The following is a 19696-nucleotide window of genomic DNA, read 5'->3' as shown; positions in this document are numbered from 1 at the left end:
GCCGCGCGGGCACCGTCCCGTGCGGCCCGTGCGGCCGGCCTGCCGCGCTCACCACGGCTCCCGCCGCGCCGCGGCCCCGGACCGCGGCCCCCGGGCGGCGGCGCGGCGGCGGCGGACGGCGTCCTCGTGCTCGGCCTGCTCCAGGGCCAGGTCGGCCAGGGCGAGGTCCCGGCGCAGCTCGGGGATGCGGCGGCGGCGCAGGGCACGGAGCCGGCGCCGGGTGGCGTCGGCCTCGGCCCCGACGGCGCGGGCGGCGGCACGGGCGGCGGCGTACCGGCCGGCGGCGCGCAGGGCCGCGCGGTGGGCGTCGGCGGCGGGGGCCAGGGCGGCGTTGCGCGGGGGCGCGGCGGACGCGCGCCGGGGCGGGGTGGCGCAGTCGCAGCCGGCGGGGTGCGGCACGCCGAGGGTCGTGGTGCGGGGGACGCGGGCCTCGGCCGGGGGGACGCCGTCGCAGGCGGCGTCGAGGGCGCCGCGGCCGCCGAGGACGAGGGCGCGCAGCAGCCAGGTCTCGGCGTCCCGCAGGAGCCGGCGCCAGTCCTCGGCGGCCTCCTGCTCGGCCCGGAGCAGGCGGCGGTGCTCGGCGCGCAGGATGCGGAGCTTCTGCTCCAGGAGGTCGGCGCCGTGCTCGGCGGTCCGCAGGGTGCGGAGCAGGACGAGCCGTCCGGCGCGGCCGGGCGGGGGGCGGCGGGCGGTCATCCGGGGCCTCCGGCGGGGGCGGGCGGGCCGGGACGCCCGGGGTGGACGCCGGAGGGGCCGGCGCCCCCGGCGCGGGCCGCGGGGTCGGGGGCGGCGGCACCGGGCACGGCGGAGACCGGGTCGGCCGGGAAGCCGTGGACGTCGAGCAGGGCGGCGGGCAGCATGCCGAGGCGGCTGCGGGGCAGGGCGTGCAGGACCTCCCAGGCGCGGTCGAGGGTCTGGTCGAGGGTGCGGACCTCGTCGGGCCCCTGGTCGACGAAGCGGTGCAGGAACGCCTCGCCGAAGGCGAGCTGCCGCAGGTCGGCCGGTCCGAGGGCGTCCTCGCCGACGAGGTCGGCGAGTTCGCGGACCTGCCGGGTGCGGGCGAGGGCGGCGAGGAGCTGGGCGGCGACGGGGAGGTGGTCGTCGCGGGTGCGTCCGGGCCCGGCGCCGCGCCGCATGAGGCGGGAGAGCGAGGAGAGGGCGTCGACGGGCGGCCGGACGCCCTGGGCGTGCACCTCGCGGGAGAGCACGATCTGCCCCTCGGTGATGTACCCGGTGAGGTCGGGCACGGGGTGGGTGATGTCGCCGGCGGGCATGGTGAGGACGGGCAGGACGGTGACCGAGCCGGGCCGTCCGCGGATGCGGCCGCAGCGCTCGTACAGGGAGGCGAGGTCGCTGTAGAGGTAGCCCGGGTAGGCGCGGCGCGCCGGGATCTCGCCGCGGGCGGAGGAGACCTCGCGCAGCGCCTCGGCGTAGCTGGTCATGTCGGTCATGACGACGAGGACGTGGCGGCCGCCCTCGAAGGCGAGGTGCTCGGCGACGGTGAGCGCGATGCGCGGGGTGAGGATGCGTTCGATGACGGGCTCGTCGGCGGTGTTGAGGAGGAGGACGAGCTCGCCCGCGGCGGAGCGCTCCTCCAGGGCGTCGCGCAGGTGGGCGGCGTCGGGGTGGGTGAGGCCCATGCCGGCGAGGACGACGCAGAAGGGGTCGCCGCCGGCGGTGGCGCGGGCGGCGACGGCGGCGGCGAGTTCGAGGTGCGGGAGCCCGGCGGCGGAGAGGACGGGGAGCTTCTGGCCGCGCACGAGCGTGGTGAGGCCGTCGACGGCGCTGACCCCGGTGAGGACGGGGTCGGCGGGCGGTTCGCGGCGGACGGGGTTGAGGGGCGCGCCGGCGACGGGGGCGGTGGTGTCGCCGAGGACCGGCGGGCCGCCGTCGGCGGGCTCGCCGCGGCCGTTGCAGACGCGGCCGAGCCAGCCGGGGCCGACGGGGACGCGCAGCGGGCTGCCGTCGAAGGACACCCGGACACGGCGGGGGTCGATGCCCGCGGTCCCCTCCATGACCTGCACCACCGCCAGGCCGCGGTCGACCTCCAGGACGAGGCCGTGGCGCCGCTCCCCGCCGGGGAGGGCGATGCGGACGGACTCGTCCCAGCCGACACCCTCGACACCGGTGACGAAGGCGAGGGGGCCGCGCAGCCCGTCCACGGAGGTATGGGCGACCCGGCCCCAGTCGTCTCCCCCGCCGTCCCGGCCGCCCGGGTCGTCGTACCCGCCGTCGTACCCGCCGTCGTACCCGCCGTCGTCCCGGCCGCCCGGGCCGTCGTACCGGCCGTCGTCCCGGCCGTTCACCGCGGGCCCCCGCCGAGGACGGCCAGGGCCGCGAGCACGGCGTCGCGGCGCGCCGCCACCCCTGACGCGTCGTCGGGCCCGGTCTCCTCGCGGGCGCGCAGCAGCGGGCCGAAGTCCGCCTCCTCGACGTCGGCGGGCGGCGTTCCGGCGGCGGCGAGCTCCCGGCAGCGGCCGGCGACGGCGAGGGCGGCCTCGGCCAGGGCGGCGGTCTTCGCCGCGGAGCAGTGGGCGTCGTTCGGGGAGAGGGCGCTCTGCTGGAGCACCGCCTCGCGCAGCAGGCGGCCGCCGAGCACGGTCATCCGCTCGGCGGCGGGCAGCGCGGTGACGCCGACGAGGTCGACGAGGCCGGCCAGGCGGTCGGCCCCGGCGAGCAGGGCGGCGGTGCGGGCGCGGCGGCCGGCCCAGTCCGGGTCGCCGGCCGCGGCCTGCCCGGCCCCGACCGCGGCGGCGTCCCGGGAGAACGAGCCGGACCAGGAGACCGCCGGGTAGTGGCGGGCGTGGGCGAGGTCGGGGTCGAGGGTCCACAGGCAGCGGACGAAGCGCTCGGTCTGGGCGGTGACGGGTTCGGCCGTGTCGCCGCCGGGCGGGGAGACGGCGCCGACCACGGTGACCGAGCCGGGCCGTCCGCCGAGGGTGGTGACGGCCCCGGCCCGCTCGTAGAAGGCGGCGAGGCGGGAGGCGAGGCCGGCCGGGTACCCCTCCTCGGCGGGCAGTTCGCCGCTGCGGGAGGCGAACTCGCGCAGCGCCTCGGCCCACCGGGAGGTGGAGTCGGCGATGAGCACCACGTCCAGGCCCGCGTCGCGGAAGTACTCGGCGACGGTGGCGCCCGTGTGCACGGCAGCCTCGCGGGCCATCATCGGCATGTCGGAGGTGGTGGCGAGGACGACGGTCCGGTCCGCGAGGAGGCCGCCGGTGCGGGGGTCCTCCAGGGCGGCGAGCTCGTCGATGACGTCGGCCATCTCGTTGCCCCGCTCGCCGCAGCCGACGTGGACGATCACGTCGGCGTCGCACCACTTGGCGATCTGCTGGAGCAGCACGGTCTTGCCGGTGCCGAACCCGCCGGGGACGGCCGCCGTGCCGCCGCGGACGACGGGGAAGAGCAGGTCGAGGACGCGCTGCCCGGTGCGCAGCGGCTCGCGGGTGCCGGTCCGCCCGCGGACGGGGCGGGGGCGGCGGACCGGCCAGCGCACGGTCATCGGCACCTCGGCGCCGCCGACGACGGCGAGGACGGCGTCGGCCGGGTACGCGCCCTCGGGGGCGATGCGCCGCACCGGCCCGCCGCAGCCCGGGGGCACGAGGACCGGCAGCGGCACCGGCCCGGGGCCCGCCGCGCCGCCGTCCGGGCCGGCGACCGGGCCGGTGACCTCGCCGAGGACGCCGCCCCCGGCCGCCCGGTCGCCCTCGGCGGCCAGGGGGCGGAACCGCCAGCGCCGCCGGTCCGGGGCCGGGGCGGCGCCGGGTACGAGCCGTTCGGGGGCGCCGGCGAGGGGCCGCAGCAGGCCGTCGAAGACGCCGCCGAGCAGGCCGGGGCCGAGCGGCGCGGCGAGCGGGCCGCCGCCGGGCCGCACCGGGTCGCCGGGGGCCAGTCCGCCGGTGTACTCGTACGCCTGCACCACGGCCGTGTCACCGCGCAGGGCCACCACCTCGCCGGTCAGGCCGGAGGGGCCGAGGGCGAGCAGGCCGTGCATGGCGGTGCCGGGGAGGTACGTGGTCTCGACCAGCGGCCCGGCGACCCGCAGGACCCGGCCGGGGGCCCCGGGGCCGGCCGGCGGCGTGCCGGGGCCCGGGCCGGTGGGCGCGCCCGGCGGCCGGGGGCCGTTCACGGCTCCCACAGCTGCTCCGCACCGGCGCCGAGGCCCGCCAGGACGTGGGAGGCCAGGGCGTCGAGGCCGAGGTCGACGCGGCGGCCGGGGGCGCGGGCGACGACGCCGCCGGAGGGGGCCTCGCCGACCTCCGCGCCGGGCCCGAGGAGCCGCCGGGCGTACCGGGCCAGGCCGGCGCGCACGGCCGGGTCGGCGGCGGCCGGCAGGGCCCGGACCCGCGCCGCGGTGAGGCGGTGCAGCTCCTCCCAGGCGGCGCGGCGGGCGGCGAGCTCCGCGGTGCGGGCGGCGCGCCGGGCGCGGCCGAGGGCGGCGGCGTGCTCGGCGCGGCCGTCCGCGCCGCCCTGCCGCCGGGCCTCGGCCAGGAGGGCGGCCGCCTCGGCGCGGGCGGCCCGCAGCAGGGCGGCGGCGTCCTCCTCGGCGGCGGCCAGCGCGGCGGCCGCCTCGGCGCGGGCGGCGGCGAGGAGGGCGGCGCGCACCGGCTCCAGGGCGGCGGCCCCGGCGGCGGGGGCGGCCGGTCCGGCGGGGGCAGCGGCCGGTCCGGCGGCGCTCACGGGGGCATCACCGCCACCAGGGGACGGGTGCCCTCCACCAGGTCCGGCCCCAGGGCGGCGGCGGCCGCCGGGGTGAGCAGGACGAGGTCGGTACCGGGGGGCAGCCGCCGCCAGGCGGCACGGACGGCGTCCGGGTCCCCGGCGGCGAGCACCCGCACCCCGGCCAGGGCGAATCCGGCCGTCCGGGCCTCCTCGCCGAGGGCGGCCACGGTCCCCACGTCAGGCCTTCCCGACGAGGATGACCGCCACGATCAGGCCGTAGACGGCGATGCCCTCGGCCAGGCCGACCACCACCATGGCCCGGCCGAAGAGCTCGGGCCGCTCGCTCATGGTGGCCAGCGCGGCGGCGCCGGTGTAGGAGACGGCGGCGGCGGAGGCCAGCGAGGCGGCGGAGACCGCGACGGCGGCGCCGATCAGCGCGGCCGAGTTCGGCCCCTGGGCCTGCTGCGCCTGGGCGGCGGACGCCGCGGCGTGCGCCGTGCCGCCGCCGAGGGCGGTGGCGAGCAGGGCGAGGCCGCCGGCGAGCAGCAGTCCGTCCGCGGCGAGGACCAGCCGCAGCCCGGAGCGGCCGCGGCGCCGCAGCAGCAGCCGGACGGCGGCGAAGGCCAGGACGAGGACCGGCAGGGCGAGGAGCCAGGTGGTCACGGTGTCACCTCCATGCGCTGCCCGGGCAGCCGCCACGGGCGGAACGGGCGGCCCTGGGCCTCGAAGACCCGGGAGAAGAGCTCGTGGAACTCCAGCCGCAGCGCCTGCACACCCGCCACCAGGAGCTCCAGGGCGAGGGCGAGCGCGTTGCCGAGGACGAGGAGCAGGACGGCGGCGGGCAGGGCCGCCGGGCCGCCGCGGGCCTGCGCGGCGGCGGCGTGCCAGACGACGGCGCCGAGCGCGGCGTGGGTGAGGCCGAAGGCGGCGAGCCGGGCGAAGGAGACGGTGTTCGCGGCCGTCCGCAGCACCGCCTCGAAGAGCTGGAGGCCGGTCTGCGCCGCCCCGCCCGGTCCGCCGCCGGAGGCGGCGGACAGCCCGGCCGCGGCGAGGCAGGCCCCGGCGGCGGCCGTGGCGGCCCCGGCCCAGGCGAGAGCGGCGGGCAGGCGGAGCAGGACGCCTGCGGCGAGCACGGCGAGTCCGAGGAGGAGCAGGCCGCCCGCGACCCCGGAGACCGCGTACAGGGCGCGGGCGGCCCCGCCCTCGCGCCACCGGTTCACCGCCCCGCCGACGTGGGCCAGGAGCAGCAGGGCGCAGCCGAGGCCGACGGCGGCGGCCAGCAGCCGGACGGGCTCCGCCAGCGGGTCCAGCCACAGGACGGGCAGGACGCCGGTCGGGCCGAAGAACTCCCCGTACGCGGCGCCGGCGAGCACGCTCACCAGGCCGGCGCCGGCGACGAGGGGCCACAGCGGGCGCAGCCGCGCGAGCCGGCGGGGGCGGCCCCGGCGCAGCAGCAGGGCCGCCGCCAGCAGCAGGGCGCCGTGTCCGGCGTCGCCGAACATGACGCCGAACATCACCGCGTAGGCGGCGCCCGCGGGCAGCGAGGGGTCGAGGTCGGCGTAGGGGGCGGTGCCGTAGGTGCGCACCAGGGGGGCGCAGGAGCGGTGGACGGCGCCGGTGTCGCGGTCCTGGGTGGGGGGCTCGACGCCGCGGGGCGCGGGCAGCGGGACGAGGGCGGCGCCGGCCGGGGCGAGGCGGGCGGCGGTGGCGGCGACGTCGGCGGCCGGGCACCACCCGGCGAGGGCGGTGACGGCGCCCCGGCCGACGGCGGCGGCGAGCACCTCCTCGAGGCGGGCCTCGCCGGCGAGCAGGTCGGCGCGGCCCTGCCGTTCCAGGGCGTCGAGGTCGGGCGGCTCCGCGCTGAGCACGGCGGCGGGGGCCGGGGCCCCGGCGGGCGCGGGCAGCCGCTCCAGGCGGCGGGCGGCGGGGCCGGGCGGCCCGTGGCCGTCCGGGCGGCCGGGGCCGGGAGCGTCCGGGTCGTCGGCGCTGGGGAGGTCGAGCTCGACGCAGCCCGCCTCGGCGAGCCGGATCAGCGTGCCGCGCAGGGCGGCGCGCGGGGCGACGACGGCGACGCGCTGCATCCGCACCGGGGTGAGGGCGGCGGGCCAGGGCATCACGGCCTCCCGTCCGCCGCCGGCCGGCGTCCGGCGTCCCCGGCGGGCGGGGCCGGGGACGGGGGTGGGGGTGGGCCCTGGAGCGGGGCCGGGGCCGGGCGGCGTTCCGCCGGGGCCGGGCGGGACGGCGCAGCCGGGCGGGACGGCGCAGCCGGGCGGGACGGCGTGCGGGGAGGGGCGGTGCGGCCCCGGCCGGCCGGGCGGGTCCGGCGGCCCGGTCGTGCGGGGCGGGCTGCGGCGGGTGCGGGGCGGGCGGGCGCGGACGGGGCGGCGGGCGCGGACGGGGCGGGAGCGGCTGGTGCCGTCCCCGCAGGTTCAGGCGGCCGCACCGGGGGCCTCCGTGGCGCCGGCCCGTCCGGGAGCCCGCCTGAGGTCCGGAGGATCCGGGAGGTCCGGGAACCCCAGGGCGTCCACGACATCCAGGACGTCCCGGACCCCAGGCAGGCCGGGGACGCCCGCCGCGTCCGTCCGCACGCCGCCGCGGGCCGCGCACTGCAGGGCGGCCCGGACCCGCCACGCGTCCGCGGCGAGGACGGCGGCGGCGCCCACGACCGGGGGCGGTCCGGGGCGGCGGGTCCGCAGCAGGGCCAGGCCGTCATGCTCGAGCCGCGCCCACCAGCGGGCCTCCGCGCGCCACAGCCCGGCCGGCGCGTCGACGCCGTCCAGGGCCCAGCGCGCCGGCCCCGGCAGCAGGCGGCGGCAGTCGGCGAGGGTGGCGGCGCGCGGCGCGGCACGGCCGAGGAGCCCGGCGGCGTGCCGGGCGGCGGGCTCCGGCAGGGGGCGTCCGTGCAGGTGGACCTCGCGGGCGGTGAGCAGGGCGAGGCGTCCGGCTGCCCACGGCGCCGCGGCGGGGACGGCCGCCGCGGTGCGGACGGCGGCGTCGGTGCGGAGCCAGAGCGCGACCGCCGCCGGGGTGTCGCCGCCGGGGTCGCCCCAGGGCGAGGCGGCGAGGGCGGCGCGGAGCCCGGCGGGGGTGCGGGTGCGGGCGAGGCGCGGCCAGGCGGTGGCGAGAGCGCCGAGCCGGTACGGCGGCGGCGCGCCGGGGGCGGGGAGCGCGCCGGGGACGAGGGGCGCGGCGGGGGCGGGCGGCGGGGCGGGCGGGCTGCCGCGCGGCGGTCCGGCGGGCGCGGGGACGGTCGGCGGCCGGACGCCCGGGGGGCCGGGGACGTCCGCAGGGCCCGGGGCGGGGGCGGCGGGCGGCCCGGCAGCGGTCAGCGTCCGCAGATGGCCCTCGATGTTGGCGATCTCGAAGCCGGACGCCAGCAGGCGCAGCATCGCGGCCCCGGCCGGGGGCTGCCAGCCCGCGAGGACCCGCAGGTTCCACAGCAGGGTCGCGTGCAGGGCCCGCTCGGCGGCGGCGGGCGGGGCGTGCGGGTCGAGGCCGCGCCGGTACGGGGTGGCGGCGAGGAGCCGCAGGGCGTCGGGCAGGGTGCGCTGCGCGGCGAGGGTGCGGGCGAGGGGTGCTCCGGCCCGGCGGGAGGCGACCGCGCGGGCCCGGGCGGCCCCGGCGGCCCAGGCGGCGGTCACGGCGGGCCCCGGAGGGCGTCGAGGCGCCCGGCGGCCTCGGCGGCCAGGCGGTCGGCGAGGGCCGGGGCGCGCCGGGCGGCGCGGCGCCGCAGCTCCTCCGCACGGCGCTCGGCCCCGTCCAGCAGGCGCCGGGCCTCGTCGGCGGCCGCCGCGCGGGCGGCGGCCGCGGTGTCGGCCCGGACACGGGGGGCGGCGGCGCGGGCGCGGGCGACGGTGCGGGCGGCCTCGTCGGCGGCGGCCCGGCGGCGCCGGTCCGCCTCGCGGGCGGCCTCCCGGCGGATGCGGTCCCCCTCGGCGCGGGCGGGGGCGAGGAGGGCGAGGGGTGCGGCGAGTTCGGCCGCGCGGGCGGCGGCGCGGTCGGCGCGGACGGCCTCGGGTGCGGCCGGTCCGGGGGCCGCGGCCGGCCGGAAGCGTGCCAGGAGATCCCGGAAGCCCGTCACTGCGCTCCTCCTGCCGGGCAGGGGCGTGCGTCGTTCCCACGCTAGGGAGGGGCCCGGCCGCGCCGGTAGGGCCGGACGGCCCGGACCGGGGACGCCCGGCCCATCCCCCGGCGGCGGCCCGCGGGGATGCTGGTGGGGCGGGGGGTTCCGGGGGGCCGTGCGTCCTCCCGAGGAGGCTGTGTGATGAGTGAGCGCGAACACCGGGCCGCAGAGGCCGAGGCCCGCCGGACCGCCCCGGGGCTGGTGCGGGGCAGGTTCGGCACCCGGGGGGCCTCCGGCGGCGACATGCTGCTGCAGTACCTGCACGCGGCCGCGACCGCGGGCGGCACGACGGCACCCGGCCGGGCCGCGGCGCCGGTGCGGCCCGCGGAGCCGGGGACGGTCCACCGCGAGCTGCGGGTCCGGGACATCATGCGGCGGCCGGTGCCGGGCGTGCCCGAGGACACGCCGTTCCTGGAGGTGGCGCGCACCCTGGCGCACGGGAACCTCGGCGCGGTCACCGTGGTGGACGCGGGCGGCCGGGTGGTGGGCGTGGTGTCGGAGTCGGACCTGCTGGCGGTGGCGGCGGGCGCCGGCCCCTCGGCGGGCCCGCTGCACCCGCTGCGCGGGCGGCGGCTGCGGCGCAGGGCCGCCGCCGGGACGGCGGGCGGGCTGATGACCGCGCCGGCCGTCGCCGTGCACCCCGACACCCCGGTGGCGGAGGCGGCGCGGGCGGCGGCCCGGTCGCGCCTCAAGCGGTTGCCGGTGACGGACCACCAGGGGCGGCTGCTCGGCATGGTGCACCGCGGCGACCTGCTGCGCTGCCTGGTGGTGGACGACGCGGGGCTGCGCCGGGAGGCGGCGGCCAGGGTCGCCGGGCACGGCCTGGCGGTGGGGCCCGGGGGCGTGGACGTGGCGGTGGACCGCGCGGTGGTGACGCTCCGCGGCGAGGTGGGGCGGGAGCTGATCCCCGGGCTGCTGGCGGAGGTCCGGGACGTGGACGGCGTGGTGGACGTGGTCGACCGCCTGACGGCGGTCTGAGCCGCCGCGATGGGCGTGCCCGCCGACGTGCCGGTCCGGGGCGGGGCCGTCCGCGGCGGAGGCCGCGGCGGCCCCGCGCGGGGCGCGGGCGGACCGGCGCCCGTGCCCGGGGAGCCGCCGGCGCCGGAGGGCCGGGAGGGCGGGCCGGGGCGGGGGCGGCCGGTGCAGGACCTGGCGGCGGGCGAGGTGTTCGCCGCGCTGGCCTCCTCGCCCCGCGGCCTGGCGGAGGAGGAGGCTGCGGCGCGCCTGCGGTCCGGCGGCGCGAACGAGCTGCCGCCGCCCCGCCGCCCGGCGGTGTGGCGGCGCTTCGCGGCGCAGTTCACCGACCTGTTCGCCGTGATGCTGCTGACGGCGTCGGGGATCACCTTCCTCGCGTACGCGCTCCAGCGGCCGCAGCAGCCGGGGACGCTCCAGCTGGCGGTGGCGATCCTGGGCGTGGTGGTGCTGAACGCCGCCATCGGCTTCGCCCAGGAGTACTCGGCGGAGCGCACCGCGGAGAGCCTGCAGGCGATGGTGCCGCACGCCTGCCGGGTGCTGCGCGGCGGAGAGCGGCGGGAACTGCCGGTCCGCGGCCTGGTGCCGGGGGACGTGGTGGTGCTGGAGGCGGGCGACGCGGTGCCCGCCGACTGCCGGCTGGTGGAGGCGCACGAGGCGGCGGTGGGCAACGCGGCGCTGACCGGCGAGTCGGCCGCGGTGCGGCGGACGGCGGAGCCGTCGCCGGGTCCGCTGCTGGGCTCCCGCAACTGCGTCTTCATGGGCACGGTGGTGGCGGCGGGCTCGGCGCGGGCGGTGGTCTTCGCGACGGGCGCGGCGACGCAGTTCGGGCGGATCTTCGCGCTGACCGAGCAGGCGCCGCAGCCGCGGACGCCGCTGCAGCGCCAGGTGCGGGTGATGGCCCGGCGGGTGGCGGTGGCGGCCCTGCTGATCGGGACGCTGCTGTTCGCGGTGCGGGTGCCGACCGGGGAACCGCTGCTGCCCGCCTTCGTCTTCGCGCTGGGCGTGATGGTGGCGCTGGTGCCGGAGGGGCTGCCCGCTACCCTGTCGGTGTCGCTGGCGTTCGGCGTGCGGCGGATGGCCCGGCGGCAGGCCCTGGTCAAGCGGCTGCTGGCGGTGGAGGCGCTGGGGTCGACGACCGTGGTGTGCACGGACAAGACGGGGACGCTGACCAGCGCGGAGATGACCGTGTCGGCCGTGTGGTGCGGCGGGGCCGAGCACCCGGTGACGGGCGTGGGCTACGCGCCCGAGGGCGCGGTGTCCGGGCCGGGGGCGGTGCGGGAGCTGCTGCGGACGGCGGCGCTGTGCAGCAACGCCCGCCTGGTGCCGCCCGCCGGCCGGGAGGGGTGGCGGGTGCTGGGCGACACGACCGAGGGGGCGCTGCTGGTCGCGGCCGCGAAGGCCGGGCTGGACCGGGCGGCGGAGGAGGGGGCGCTGCCGAGGGTGGCGGAGTTCCCCTTCGACTCGGCCCGCAAGCTGATGAGCACCGTCCACCGCACGCCCGGCGGCGGCCTGGCGGTGTGCGCGAAGGGCGCGCCGCAGCAGCTGCTGGACCGGTGCGCCGCGGTGGCCGGGGACGGCGGCGGGCCGCCGGTGCCGCTGACGGCGGAGCGGCGCGCGGCCGTGACGGCCGCCGACGCCGCACTGGCCTCGCGGGGGCTGCGGGTGCTGGCGGTGGCGCGGCGGGACGCCGCCGCCGTCCCGGCCGGCGCGGCCGAGGCGGAGTCGGGGCTGGTGCTGCTGGGCCTGGTCGGCATGCTGGACCCGCCGCGGCCGGAGGTCGCCGAGGCCGTCCGGGCGTGCCGGCGCGCCGGGATCCGCATCGTCATGGTCACCGGCGACCACCCGCTGACGGCCGAGGCGATCGCCCGCCGCGTGGGCATCGTGCGGGGCGGCCCCCCGCAGGTGGCGACCGGGGAGCGGCTGGACACCCTGGACGACGCGGCCCTGGAGGGCCTGCTGGCCCGGCCGGGCGAGCTGCTGCTGTGCCGGGTGAGCCCGGAGCACAAGATGCGGGTGGTGGCGGCGTTCCAGCGGCGCGGCGAGGTGGTGGCGGTGACCGGGGACGGCGCCAACGACGCGCCCGCCCTGAAGCACGCCGACATCGGGGTGGCGATGGGCGCGTCGGGCACCGACGTGGCCCGCGAGGCGGCGGTGATGGTGCTGCTGGACGACTCGTTCGCCTCCATCGCCGCCGCGGTGCGGCTGGGCCGCTCGGTGTACCTGAACATCCGGCGGTTCCTGGTCTACCTGTTCAGCCACAACATCGGGGAGCTGGCGCCGATCCTGGCGGCGACGTTCGCCGGCTTCCCGCTGGTGCCGATCACGGCCGTGCAGGTCCTCGCGATCGACCTGGGCTCGGACGTGCTGCCCGCGCTGGCGCTGGGCACCGAGCCGCCCGAGCCGGACGTCATGGACCGGCCGCCGCGCTCCCCGCGCGAGCCGCTCTTCTCCAGGGCGCTGGTGGGGCGGTTCCTCTTCCTGGGGGCGGTGCAGTCGGTCGGGGTGTGCACGGTGTTCTTCTGGCACATCCACGCGTCGGGCGTCCCGTACGCGGACTTCACGCGGGAGACGCCCGCCTACCGGACGGCGATCACCCTGTCGCAGGCGGCGATCGTGGTCAGCCAGTTCTTCAACGCGCTGGCGGTGCGCACCGACCGGCAGAGCGTGTTCCGGGTGGGGCTGCTGGCCAACCGGAAGGTGGTGGCGGCGGGCCTGCTGGGCGTGTCGCTCATGGCGGCGATCAGCTACTGGCCGCCGCTGCAGGCGGTCTTCGGCACGGCGCCGCTGACGGCCGGCGACTGGGCGGTGCTGGTGGCGTTCGGGGTGCTGCTGCTGATGGCGGAGGAGGGCCGCAAGTGGGCGGTGCGGCGGCGGGCGGCGCGGCCGGGGCCGGGGCGCGGGGCGGAGCACCGCGCGGGCCCGGGGCGCGGGGCGGGGGCGGCGGGCGGAGGGCTGCCGGGGAAGGGGCTGCCGGGGAGAGGACTGCCCGACAAGGAGCTGCCCGACAAGGAGCTGCCGGAGAAGGGGCTGCCGGACGGAGGCGGGACGTGAGGATCGTCGTCATGGGCTGCGGGCACGTCGGTTCGGAGCTGGCCGTGCGGCTCGCCGCGGACGGGCACGACGTGCGGGTCGTCGACCGCGACCCTCGGGCGCGCCGGGCCCTGCCCGCGCACCTGGCGGGCCGGTTCCACACCGGGAGCGGCTTCAGCCGCCGGGTGCTGGAGGAGGCGGGCATCGGGCACGCGGACGCGTTCGCCGCGGTGACCACCAGCGACAGCGGCAACCTGGTCGCGGCGCGGACGGCCCGGGAGACGTACCGGGTGCCGCTGGTCCTGGCCCGCACGCACGACCCGGCCCGCGCGGACCTGTACCGGGAGTTCGGCATCCCGGTGGTCGCCGGCACGCACTGGACGGTGCGGCAGTTCCACCGGCTGCTGCTCCACCGGCACCTGGAGCCGGAGGCCAGCTTCGGCGGCGGGGAGACCCTGCTGGTGCGGTCGGGGCTGCCCGGGTGGCTGGCCGGGCGGCGGCTGGCGGAGCTGGAGGTCGACGGGGAGATCCGGGTGGTGGAGGTGTCCCGGGGCGGCCGCTCGGCGGTGGCCTCGCGGGACGCCGTGGCCGAGCCCGGCGACCTGGTCACCTTCGCGGTCGCCGCGACGGCCCTGGAGCGGCTGCGCGGCTTCCTGGACCGGGAGCTGGGGACGTGAGCGGGGCGGGGCGGGCGCACGGGGAGGCCGGGCGCATGAGGGTGCTGGTCGCCGGCGCGGGCCGGCTCGGGGTCCAGGTGGCGCAGGTCCTGGCCGGGGCGCGGAACACCGTCGTCCTCGTCGACGCCGACGAGGAGCGGATCGCCGGGCTGGAGGGCTCCCTGCCCGCGCGGCTGGTCCTCGGCGACGCCTGCGACCCGGCGGTGCTGGAGGGGGCGGGCGCGCTCACCGCCGACCTGGCGGTGGCGGCCACCGGCGCCGACGAGGACAACCTGGTGGTCTGCCTGCTGGCCAAGCGGCGGTTCGCGGTGCCGCGGGTGGTGGCGCGGGTCAACGACGGGGAGAACACCTGGCTGTTCGACCACCGGTGGGGCGTCGACGTGGCCGTCCCGGCGGCGACGCCGCTGGTCTCGCTCATCGAGGAGGCGGCCGGCGCCGCCGACACGGTGGCCCTGCTGCGGCTCAGCCGGGCCGGGGTCAGCGTGATCGAGACGACCCTCTCGGCGCAGTCGCGGGCGGCCGGGCGGACCGTCGGCGACGTCGCGCTGCCCGGCGGGACGGTGGTGGCGGCGGTGGTCCGGGAGGGGCGCCCGACCGTGCCGGGGCCGGACTTCCGGCTGCGGCCGGGCGACGAGCTGCTGGTCGTCTCGCAGAGCGCGACGGACCAGGAGGTCCACGCCTGCTTCCACGGACCGCCCCTGTGACCGCCCCTCCCGGTGCCCCCGTGGCCGGCCCCGTCCGAGACGGCCCCTGCGGCGGCGTCGGCCCGCGGCGGCGTCCGCCGGACGGCTCCGAGCGGACGGCTCCGAGCGGACGGCTCCGGGCGGGCGGGGAGGGTCCCCCGTCCGCCCGTGGCCGCCCCGTGGGGCGGCGGTCAGTCCTTGTGGGAGACCTCGATCTGGCGGGCCTCCGCCTTCTCCTGCCTCAGCCCGACGGTGACGGTGAGGATGCCGGCGCTGTAGTCGGCGTGGATGTCGTCCTCGTCCGCGCCCGGCGGCAGCGACACCGTGCGGCTGAAGGAGCCGTAGCGGAACTCGGACCGGTCCTTCTCCCTGGTCTCCTCGGAGCGCTCCGCCCGGATGGTGAGCATGCCGTCCTGGAGGGTCACCTCCAGGTCCTCGGCGGGGTCGAGCCCGGGGATCTCCGCCTTGCAGACGTAGCGGCCCTCCTCGGTGTACTCCTCGATCCGCACCGTGTGCAGGTCGGCCATCGCCGGCCAGGCCATACGGGACGGGAAGGACTCGAACCACTCGGGAAGGTCGGGGAAGCGGGAGCGCGCCTGCCGGCGTGCGGGAATGGCCATGTCGACACCTCCGCGGTGTCTCGACGCGTCTGTACCCCTCCAGTCCACTCCCCCCGCCCCCCGCCGGTCAGGGCCGGAGGTCCCCCCGTGCCTGGGCCCCCGGGCCCGGCCGGACGCGTCCCTCCGCCGGGCCGGGGCGCGGCGTCCCGCCGCCCGGCGGCCCCGGCTGCGCCCGGTCCCGGCGGAGGGGCGCGGGCGGACCCGGCCCGGCGGCGGGACGCCGGTGCGGGAGGGGCCGCCGGTGCGGGAGGGGCCGCCGGTGCGGGAGGGGCCGCCGGTGCGGGAGGGGCCGGCGGCCGGCACGCCGCGCGGCGGGTGTCCGCACCGGCGGCGGTTGCCCCGAACGTGGGCGGCGCCGTGCGCGTCGGCCGGGGGAGCGCGCCCGGGGCGCGGCGGCCGGGTTAGCGTCGGCCGGGCCGGACCGTGGGGTGTCCGCCGATGTGCCGAAGGGGGTGGGGTGCCGTGCCGGTCGTGTCGGCCGCGGATCCCGGCGCGGCGGCCGTCCGGGGGACCGCCGGGCCCTGCGGGGAGGCGGCGGCCGGCGGGGGTGCCCGTGGGCGCTGCTGACGCCGCCGCGGGCGGGGGGCTCCCCGGTCCCCGGCCGCAGCTCACCGCGAAGGTCGTCCTGGCCGTCCTGGGCCCCGCGACCGCCTTCGCGGTCACGGCCGTGGACCCGCTGATGCTCGGCCTGAACCTCTCCCGGGTCAGCGGGGCGCTCGACGTGCCGCCCCAGGCGCTGGGGTTCCTGGCCGGTGCGGCGACCCTGGTGGTGGCGGCCGCGGTCCTCGCCGTGGGGAACCTCGGGGACGCCCACGGCCTGAAGCGGACGCTGATGCTGGGGCTCGCCGGGACCGTCGTCGCGAACCTGCTCTCCGCCCTGGCCACCGGCTACCCGTTCCTCCTGGTCGCGCGCCTCCTCGACGGACTCGCGCTGGCCGCCCTGCTCGGGCTGTCGCTGGCCCTGCTCAACGTCTCGGTGCCGCCGGAGACCCGGCCGGCGGCCATCGGGATCCTCATGGCCGTCGACATGCTCCTGTACGGGGTGACGCCGGCCGTCGGCGGCTGGGTGGTGGAGCGCCTCGGCTGGCGGTGGCTGTTCCTGCCGGCCCCGCTGCTGGCGCTCTGCGCGCTCGCGCTGACGGCGCGGTACACCTCGGAGCCGGGCGGTCGGCGCGCCCGCAGGGTCGACACCGTCGGGGTCGTCCTCTTCGGCGCCGCCCTGCTCGCCCTCGTCCACGGCGTGGGGGCGGCCCAGAACGGGCTCTCCGACCCCCGGGCGTGGGTGCCGCTCGCGGCCGGGGCGGCGGCTGCGGCGGCGTTCGTGCGCCACGAGCGCCGGGTGGCGGAGCCGGCCCTGGACCTCGCGCTGTTCCGCAGGCCCGCGTTCGCCGTGGCGGTGCTGGCGACCGTGACGCTGAACTTCATCTCCGCCGGGTTCAGCGTCGTCCTGGCGCAGTTCGGCGGCGCGGTGCTGGCGCTGCCCGCGCAGACGATCGGCCTGCTGTACCTGCCCGGCACCCTGCTGGCCACGGCCGCCGCCCTCCTCGCCGGACGCATGGTCGCGCGGTACACCCCCCGGCCGGTGATGGTCACCGGCCTGCTGCTGCTCACCGGGAGCGGGCTGGTCACGGCCGGGACCGCCGCGCCCTCGATGGCGCCGTGGCTCCTCGTCCCGGCCGTCTGGCTCTGCAACGTGGGGTGCCTGGTCACCTCCACGCCCGTCTCCGAGACGGTCCTCTCGCACGCGCCGCCCGGCAGGTCCGGTGCGGTGGCCTCCGTCCAGCCGGCCTTCGGGATGACCGGCTACGCGCTCGGGCCCACCGTCTGCCTCCTGCTGCTCGACCTGTTCTTCCACCGGCGGTGGCTCGCGGACGCCGAGGCGCGCGGGCTGTCGGCGGGCCAGGCCGGGCACGCCGTGGACGCGGCGAGGAGCGCGCTGGCGAAGAGCCCCGGCACGGCCGGGTACGACCCGAACCTGGTCGCGCACACCTCGGGCCTGGACCTCGGGGTGGACTACGCCGACGCGCTCCGGCTCACCGTGCTGGCCGTCTCCCTCGCGCCGCTGGTCCTGGCGGTGGCGGCGCACCTGGTCATGCCGCGCCCGCCCCGGACCGGGCCGGAGCGCCCCGCGCCCGCCCCCCGGCCCCCGGCCGGTCCGTGACCGGCCGGGGGGACCTGCCGGGCGTTCCGCCGCGGGCTCCCGGCGCCGGGTCCCGCGCCGGGTCCGGGACACGTCCACCGCGCACGCCCGACGGGCATCGAGGCCGCTGCCGGCACCCGGTCTCCACCGCGGGCGGCCCGCGGCCGGCACGGGCACCCGCGGAACAGCGTCACCGGACCGGGATCGGCTGAGTGAGGTTCACCGGGTTGCCGTCGGGGTCCCGGATGCGGGCGACGCGCTGCCCCCACGGCATGTCGTCGGGGCCGCTGCGGACCGAGCCGCCCAGCGCCGTCACCCGGCCGAGCGTTCCGTCGACGTCGTCGACACCGATGCTGAGCAGGATCCGCGGCGCCGCCCCGGTCCCCGACGGCGGCCCCCTGCTCCAGGAGCAGCCGACCGAGCGGTTTCGGGGAGATCCGGAGAGACGGAGCGGCAGGATGCATCAGCCGTACCGGGAGGCCGCCCGCCACGGCATCCCGTCCGGCCTGGACGAGTCGCTACTTCCGACCGATCTTGACGACCTCGGAGTCGAGAAGAGCCGTGTGGGTCGCCGACACCGCCATCAGGATGATCAGCGCGCCGCCGATCCAGTTCCCCGGGTTCGGCAGCATCTGCCCGAACAGCAGGATGAACGCGACGATGCCGCCGTAGACCGCCGGGACGCGAATGTCGACGACGCCCTTGCGGCAGGCGACGACGAACGGCAGCCACGCCAGGATCGTGAAGCTGACCACGGGAACGAGGGTCCAGACGATGCGCTGCTGCTGGTTGGCGAACATGCGGGGCGGAGGCGGGGGGACATAGGTGGGCATGCCCGAGCCGTAGGGGGTGTTGGTGGGCGGCGGCGTCCAGGGCTGGGCGGGCTGCTGGTCGTACGGATGGCTCATCATGCCCCCGAGGTGCTCGTGATGATCGTGCACACACAGAGTGTCAGTTGTGTTTGTTCTCCGCGGTATTCGCGCTCCCCTTGTGACGGATCTGTTACTGGTTCCGCATCGGACACCGTTCACCCCGGCACGGGCGGCTCCAGAACTCCCGGCTCAGCGGCGAAATCTGCGGCCGGGCCGTGGTCGCGGAGGCATACTGCCGCGATGTACTCCGATGCCGATGCCGCCGCGTCGTACGACCAACTCAACCTCTGGGGTCCCAGCGACGACTTCCACCTGTCCTTCGTGATGGACGCCTCGTCCGTCGTGGACATCGGTTGCGGCACCGGAATGCTGCTGCACCACGCACGCGAAAACGGCGATGCCGGTCCGTCAAACCATGCGGGTGGCAGAGCGAGAACGGATTCGTGAGATCGATGACGACAAGTACCGCCGCCTGCTGCGGAAGCGCGACATCAAGCCAGTGATCGCCCGCCGGGGTGTCGCCCACGGCTCCGGCCTGGGCAAGGTCCGCTGGGTCGTAGAACGCGCCTTCGCCTGGCTGCACCAGTTCAAACGCCTCCGCATCCGCTGTGAACGGCGCGCTGATCTCCACCAGGGTCTGCTCGACCTCGCCTGCGGTCTCGTCTGCCTCCGCCGCCTGCGAACCTCCCAACAGCGGCTGAGCACACCTTCTGTCTGATCTACCGGACTGCGTTCAGGCGTTGAGGGTGTAGCGGACTTCGGTGCGGGCGACGGAGAAACCGGCCCGCTGGTAGAGACCGTTCGATGCGGTCGGGCTGTCGGCGTCTACTTCGATGCTCGCCCGGTCGAAGCCGGCGTCCCGAGCGGAACGCAGCGCATGGCTGATCAGCGCGCTGGCCACTCCCCGCTTGCGGTCTGCGCGACGGGTTCCGATCCTTGTGAAGTGCGCGTCACGGACGCCGGTCGCGGCGGTGTCCGCGCCCCAGGAGCAGGTCAGCAGCATGCCGGCAGCCGCGCCGCTGTCCACATCGCGCAGCAGGAAGCTGAGGTCCGGGCGAAAGGCAGGCCAGCCGACAAACGCACGCCACTGCTCCAGCGGCACCGAGACCCCGCCCCAGCGGTCCAGGACGGCCTCGTTGCTGACGGCGAAGAACTCGGCATCGTTGTGGACCGAGTAGCCCTCTACAACGAGACCGTCCGGCGTCGGCACGTCGACAACGGCGGCTCCGAGCGGATGCCGCATGTGCGAGTACCAGCGGCAGGGCGTCATGCCGGCGGCTTGGTAGCAGGCGCGTGCGCTGTCGTTGAGCGCGTTGTTCTGGGCGTCGACGGCAAGCGGCAAGCCGGGGTGATGGATCGCGTGCAGCGCCCTCGCACTTGCGATCCCAGCGGCCAGCAGCTCGGCGCCGAGTCCCCGGCGCCGATACTCCGGATGCACGCCGCCACTGACGGTCACCCGATGCACGTCCTCGACGAGCAACTTGTGCGCAGCCGAGGAGTAGCCGACCATGCGGTCGCCGTTGAAGACGCCGACCGTACCGCGCTCGAGGTCGAGCAGAGGGGCGTTGATCTGATCGGTGGCGTCCTCCTCGGAGTAGTACTCCCCGAAGACGTCGACGACCTCGATCGCGTTGAGTAGCTCAGCCAGGGGGGCTGCGTCCCCTGGGGCGATCGGACGGCGGGTCAGATTTGCGAGGTCAACGGTCACGGGCCGACCCTAGGCAGCTCCTGACCACGATGTCACCCCGGTTGCACGCTGGCTGTACAGACCCCCCACCGGCCGGTGGCCGATGCGTCGGGCGCTCACCATGGCGCCGATGGAGAACGCCAGGCCCGGACATGCGAGCGGCAGGGTCACGATCCAGAAGAGCCGGGTCCCTATGAGTCCGGCAAGCAGCGGCCCCGCTCCGAGCG

18 protein-coding genes and 2 pseudogenes are annotated in these 19696 nt (G+C 79.0%); 7 read left to right on the top strand and 13 right to left on the bottom strand.

Going from position 1 to position 19696, the window contains the following annotated elements:
- Positions 1-48 precede the first annotated feature (48 nt).
- The 9 genes from ACFY07_RS12385 to ACFY07_RS12345 form a co-directional block, all read right to left on the bottom strand.
- Positions 49-696, bottom strand: a complete 648-nt coding sequence (locus ACFY07_RS12385) for a V-type ATP synthase subunit D (protein ID WP_390868604.1) — start codon at positions 694-696, stop codon at positions 49-51.
- Complete coding sequence (locus ACFY07_RS12380; protein WP_390868603.1) at positions 693-2306, bottom strand: V-type ATP synthase subunit B; 1614 nt, start codon at positions 2304-2306, stop codon at positions 693-695. The genes ACFY07_RS12385 and ACFY07_RS12380 overlap by 4 nt, the downstream gene beginning before the upstream one ends.
- Complete coding sequence (locus ACFY07_RS12375; protein WP_390868602.1) at positions 2303-4138, bottom strand: V-type ATP synthase subunit A; 1836 nt, start codon at positions 4136-4138, stop codon at positions 2303-2305. The genes ACFY07_RS12380 and ACFY07_RS12375 overlap by 4 nt, the downstream gene beginning before the upstream one ends.
- Positions 4126-4680 carry a hypothetical protein gene (locus tag ACFY07_RS12370; protein WP_390868601.1) on the bottom strand — a complete coding sequence of 185 codons (555 nt, stop codon included), beginning with the start codon at positions 4678-4680 and terminating at the stop codon, positions 4126-4128. The genes ACFY07_RS12375 and ACFY07_RS12370 overlap by 13 nt, the downstream gene beginning before the upstream one ends.
- Positions 4677-4898: a hypothetical protein gene (locus ACFY07_RS12365; RefSeq protein ID WP_230654216.1), complete on the bottom strand. Its 222-nt coding sequence runs from the start codon at positions 4896-4898 to the stop codon at positions 4677-4679. The genes ACFY07_RS12370 and ACFY07_RS12365 overlap by 4 nt, the downstream gene beginning before the upstream one ends.
- A 1-nt stretch (position 4899) precedes the next feature.
- Positions 4900-5325 (bottom strand): ATP synthase subunit C, encoded by a 426-nt coding sequence (locus tag ACFY07_RS12360; RefSeq protein ID WP_230654214.1) that lies wholly within the window; start codon positions 5323-5325, stop codon positions 4900-4902.
- Positions 5322-6776 carry a V-type ATPase 116kDa subunit family protein gene (locus ACFY07_RS12355; RefSeq protein WP_390868600.1) on the bottom strand — a complete coding sequence of 485 codons (1455 nt, stop codon included), beginning with the start codon at positions 6774-6776 and terminating at the stop codon, positions 5322-5324. The genes ACFY07_RS12360 and ACFY07_RS12355 overlap by 4 nt, the downstream gene beginning before the upstream one ends.
- A gap of 315 nt (positions 6777-7091) precedes the next feature.
- A complete protein-coding gene (locus ACFY07_RS12350) occupies positions 7092-8303 on the bottom strand; it encodes a hypothetical protein (RefSeq protein ID WP_390868599.1) in 1212 nt (403 codons plus the stop codon).
- Positions 8300-8743: a hypothetical protein gene (locus tag ACFY07_RS12345; RefSeq protein ID WP_390868598.1), complete on the bottom strand. Its 444-nt coding sequence runs from the start codon at positions 8741-8743 to the stop codon at positions 8300-8302. The genes ACFY07_RS12350 and ACFY07_RS12345 overlap by 4 nt, the downstream gene beginning before the upstream one ends.
- A gap of 183 nt (positions 8744-8926) precedes the next feature.
- Here ACFY07_RS12345 and ACFY07_RS12340 point away from each other — a divergent pair, with 183 nt between their 5' ends.
- The 4 genes from ACFY07_RS12340 (at position 8927) to ACFY07_RS12325 (ending at position 14171) form a co-directional block, all read left to right on the top strand.
- On the top strand, positions 8927-9763 hold the full coding sequence (locus tag ACFY07_RS12340) for an HPP family protein (RefSeq protein ID WP_390868597.1): 837 nt from the start codon (positions 8927-8929) through the stop codon (positions 9761-9763).
- A 162-nt stretch (positions 9764-9925) separates the two neighbouring features.
- Positions 9926-12811 carry a cation-translocating P-type ATPase gene (locus ACFY07_RS12335; RefSeq protein WP_390868596.1) on the top strand — a complete coding sequence of 962 codons (2886 nt, stop codon included), beginning with the start codon at positions 9926-9928 and terminating at the stop codon, positions 12809-12811.
- Positions 12808-13467 (top strand): TrkA family potassium uptake protein, encoded by a 660-nt coding sequence (locus tag ACFY07_RS12330; protein ID WP_230654206.1) that lies wholly within the window; start codon positions 12808-12810, stop codon positions 13465-13467. Before ACFY07_RS12335 ends, ACFY07_RS12330 begins: the two co-directional genes overlap by 4 nt.
- 35 nt (positions 13468-13502) lie before the next feature.
- Positions 13503-14171 (top strand): TrkA family potassium uptake protein, encoded by a 669-nt coding sequence (locus tag ACFY07_RS12325; protein WP_230654204.1) that lies wholly within the window; start codon positions 13503-13505, stop codon positions 14169-14171.
- A gap of 170 nt (positions 14172-14341) precedes the next feature.
- Here ACFY07_RS12325 and ACFY07_RS12320 read toward each other — a convergent pair whose 3' ends face one another.
- Positions 14342-14770, bottom strand: coding sequence for an Hsp20/alpha crystallin family protein (locus ACFY07_RS12320; protein ID WP_230654202.1), 429 nt, complete (start codon positions 14768-14770; stop codon positions 14342-14344).
- Positions 14771-15323: 553 nt separating this feature from the next.
- Here ACFY07_RS12320 and ACFY07_RS12315 point away from each other — a divergent pair.
- The gene (locus ACFY07_RS12315) at positions 15324-16931 is read left to right on the top strand and encodes an MFS transporter (RefSeq protein ID WP_390868595.1); all 1608 of its coding nucleotides are present in this window, start codon (positions 15324-15326) and stop codon (positions 16929-16931) included.
- A 169-nt stretch (positions 16932-17100) separates the two neighbouring features.
- On the opposite strand, the pseudogene ACFY07_RS12310 reads toward ACFY07_RS12315, so the two are convergent.
- Together ACFY07_RS12310 and ACFY07_RS12305 are read right to left on the bottom strand one after the other, a co-directional pair.
- A pseudogene (locus ACFY07_RS12310) lies at positions 17101-17295 on the bottom strand (VOC family protein); the annotation flags it as partial.
- A gap of 133 nt (positions 17296-17428) precedes the next feature.
- Positions 17429-17851, bottom strand: coding sequence for a hypothetical protein (locus ACFY07_RS12305; RefSeq protein WP_390868594.1), 423 nt, complete (start codon positions 17849-17851; stop codon positions 17429-17431).
- A gap of 171 nt (positions 17852-18022) precedes the next feature.
- On the opposite strand from ACFY07_RS12305, the gene ACFY07_RS12300 reads away from it, so the two are divergent.
- Entirely contained in the window at positions 18023-18229 is a 207-nt protein-coding gene (locus ACFY07_RS12300; protein WP_390868593.1) for a hypothetical protein, read from the top strand.
- Positions 18177-18500, top strand: a pseudogene (locus ACFY07_RS12295) (transposase); the annotation flags it as partial. The gene ACFY07_RS12300 and the pseudogene ACFY07_RS12295, both read left to right, overlap by 53 nt.
- A gap of 15 nt (positions 18501-18515) precedes the next feature.
- On the opposite strand, the gene ACFY07_RS12290 reads toward ACFY07_RS12295, so the two are convergent.
- On the bottom strand, positions 18516-19490 hold the full coding sequence (locus ACFY07_RS12290; RefSeq protein WP_390868592.1) for a GNAT family N-acetyltransferase: 975 nt from the start codon (positions 19488-19490) through the stop codon (positions 18516-18518).
- Positions 19491-19696: the final 206 nt, after the last annotated feature.

Source organism: Streptomyces sp. NPDC001380 (assembly GCF_042895785.1).
In the GTDB taxonomy this organism is placed as follows: domain Bacteria; phylum Actinomycetota; class Actinomycetes; order Streptomycetales; family Streptomycetaceae; genus Peterkaempfera.
The sequence above is the reverse complement of the archived record's forward strand: the minus strand, read 5'-3'. Positions and strand labels throughout refer to the sequence as shown.

Bases quoted from the DNA above. Each gene is read 5' to 3' on its own strand.
- ACFY07_RS12385 (WP_390868604.1), bottom strand. From the start codon at position 696: ATGACCGCCCGCCGCCCCCCGCCCGGCCGCGCCGGACGGCTCGTCCTG.
- ACFY07_RS12355 (WP_390868600.1), bottom strand. From the start codon at position 6,776: ATGCCCTGGCCCGCCGCCCTCACCCCGGTGCGGATGCAGCGCGTCGCC.
- ACFY07_RS12340 (WP_390868597.1), top strand. From the start codon at position 8,927: ATGAGTGAGCGCGAACACCGGGCCGCAGAGGCCGAGGCCCGCCGGACC.
- ACFY07_RS12325 (WP_230654204.1), top strand. From the start codon at position 13,503: ATGAGGGTGCTGGTCGCCGGCGCGGGCCGGCTCGGGGTCCAGGTGGCG.
- ACFY07_RS12320 (WP_230654202.1), bottom strand. From the start codon at position 14,770: ATGGCCATTCCCGCACGCCGGCAGGCGCGCTCCCGCTTCCCCGACCTT.
- ACFY07_RS12300 (WP_390868593.1), top strand. From the start codon at position 18,023: ATGTACTCCGATGCCGATGCCGCCGCGTCGTACGACCAACTCAACCTC.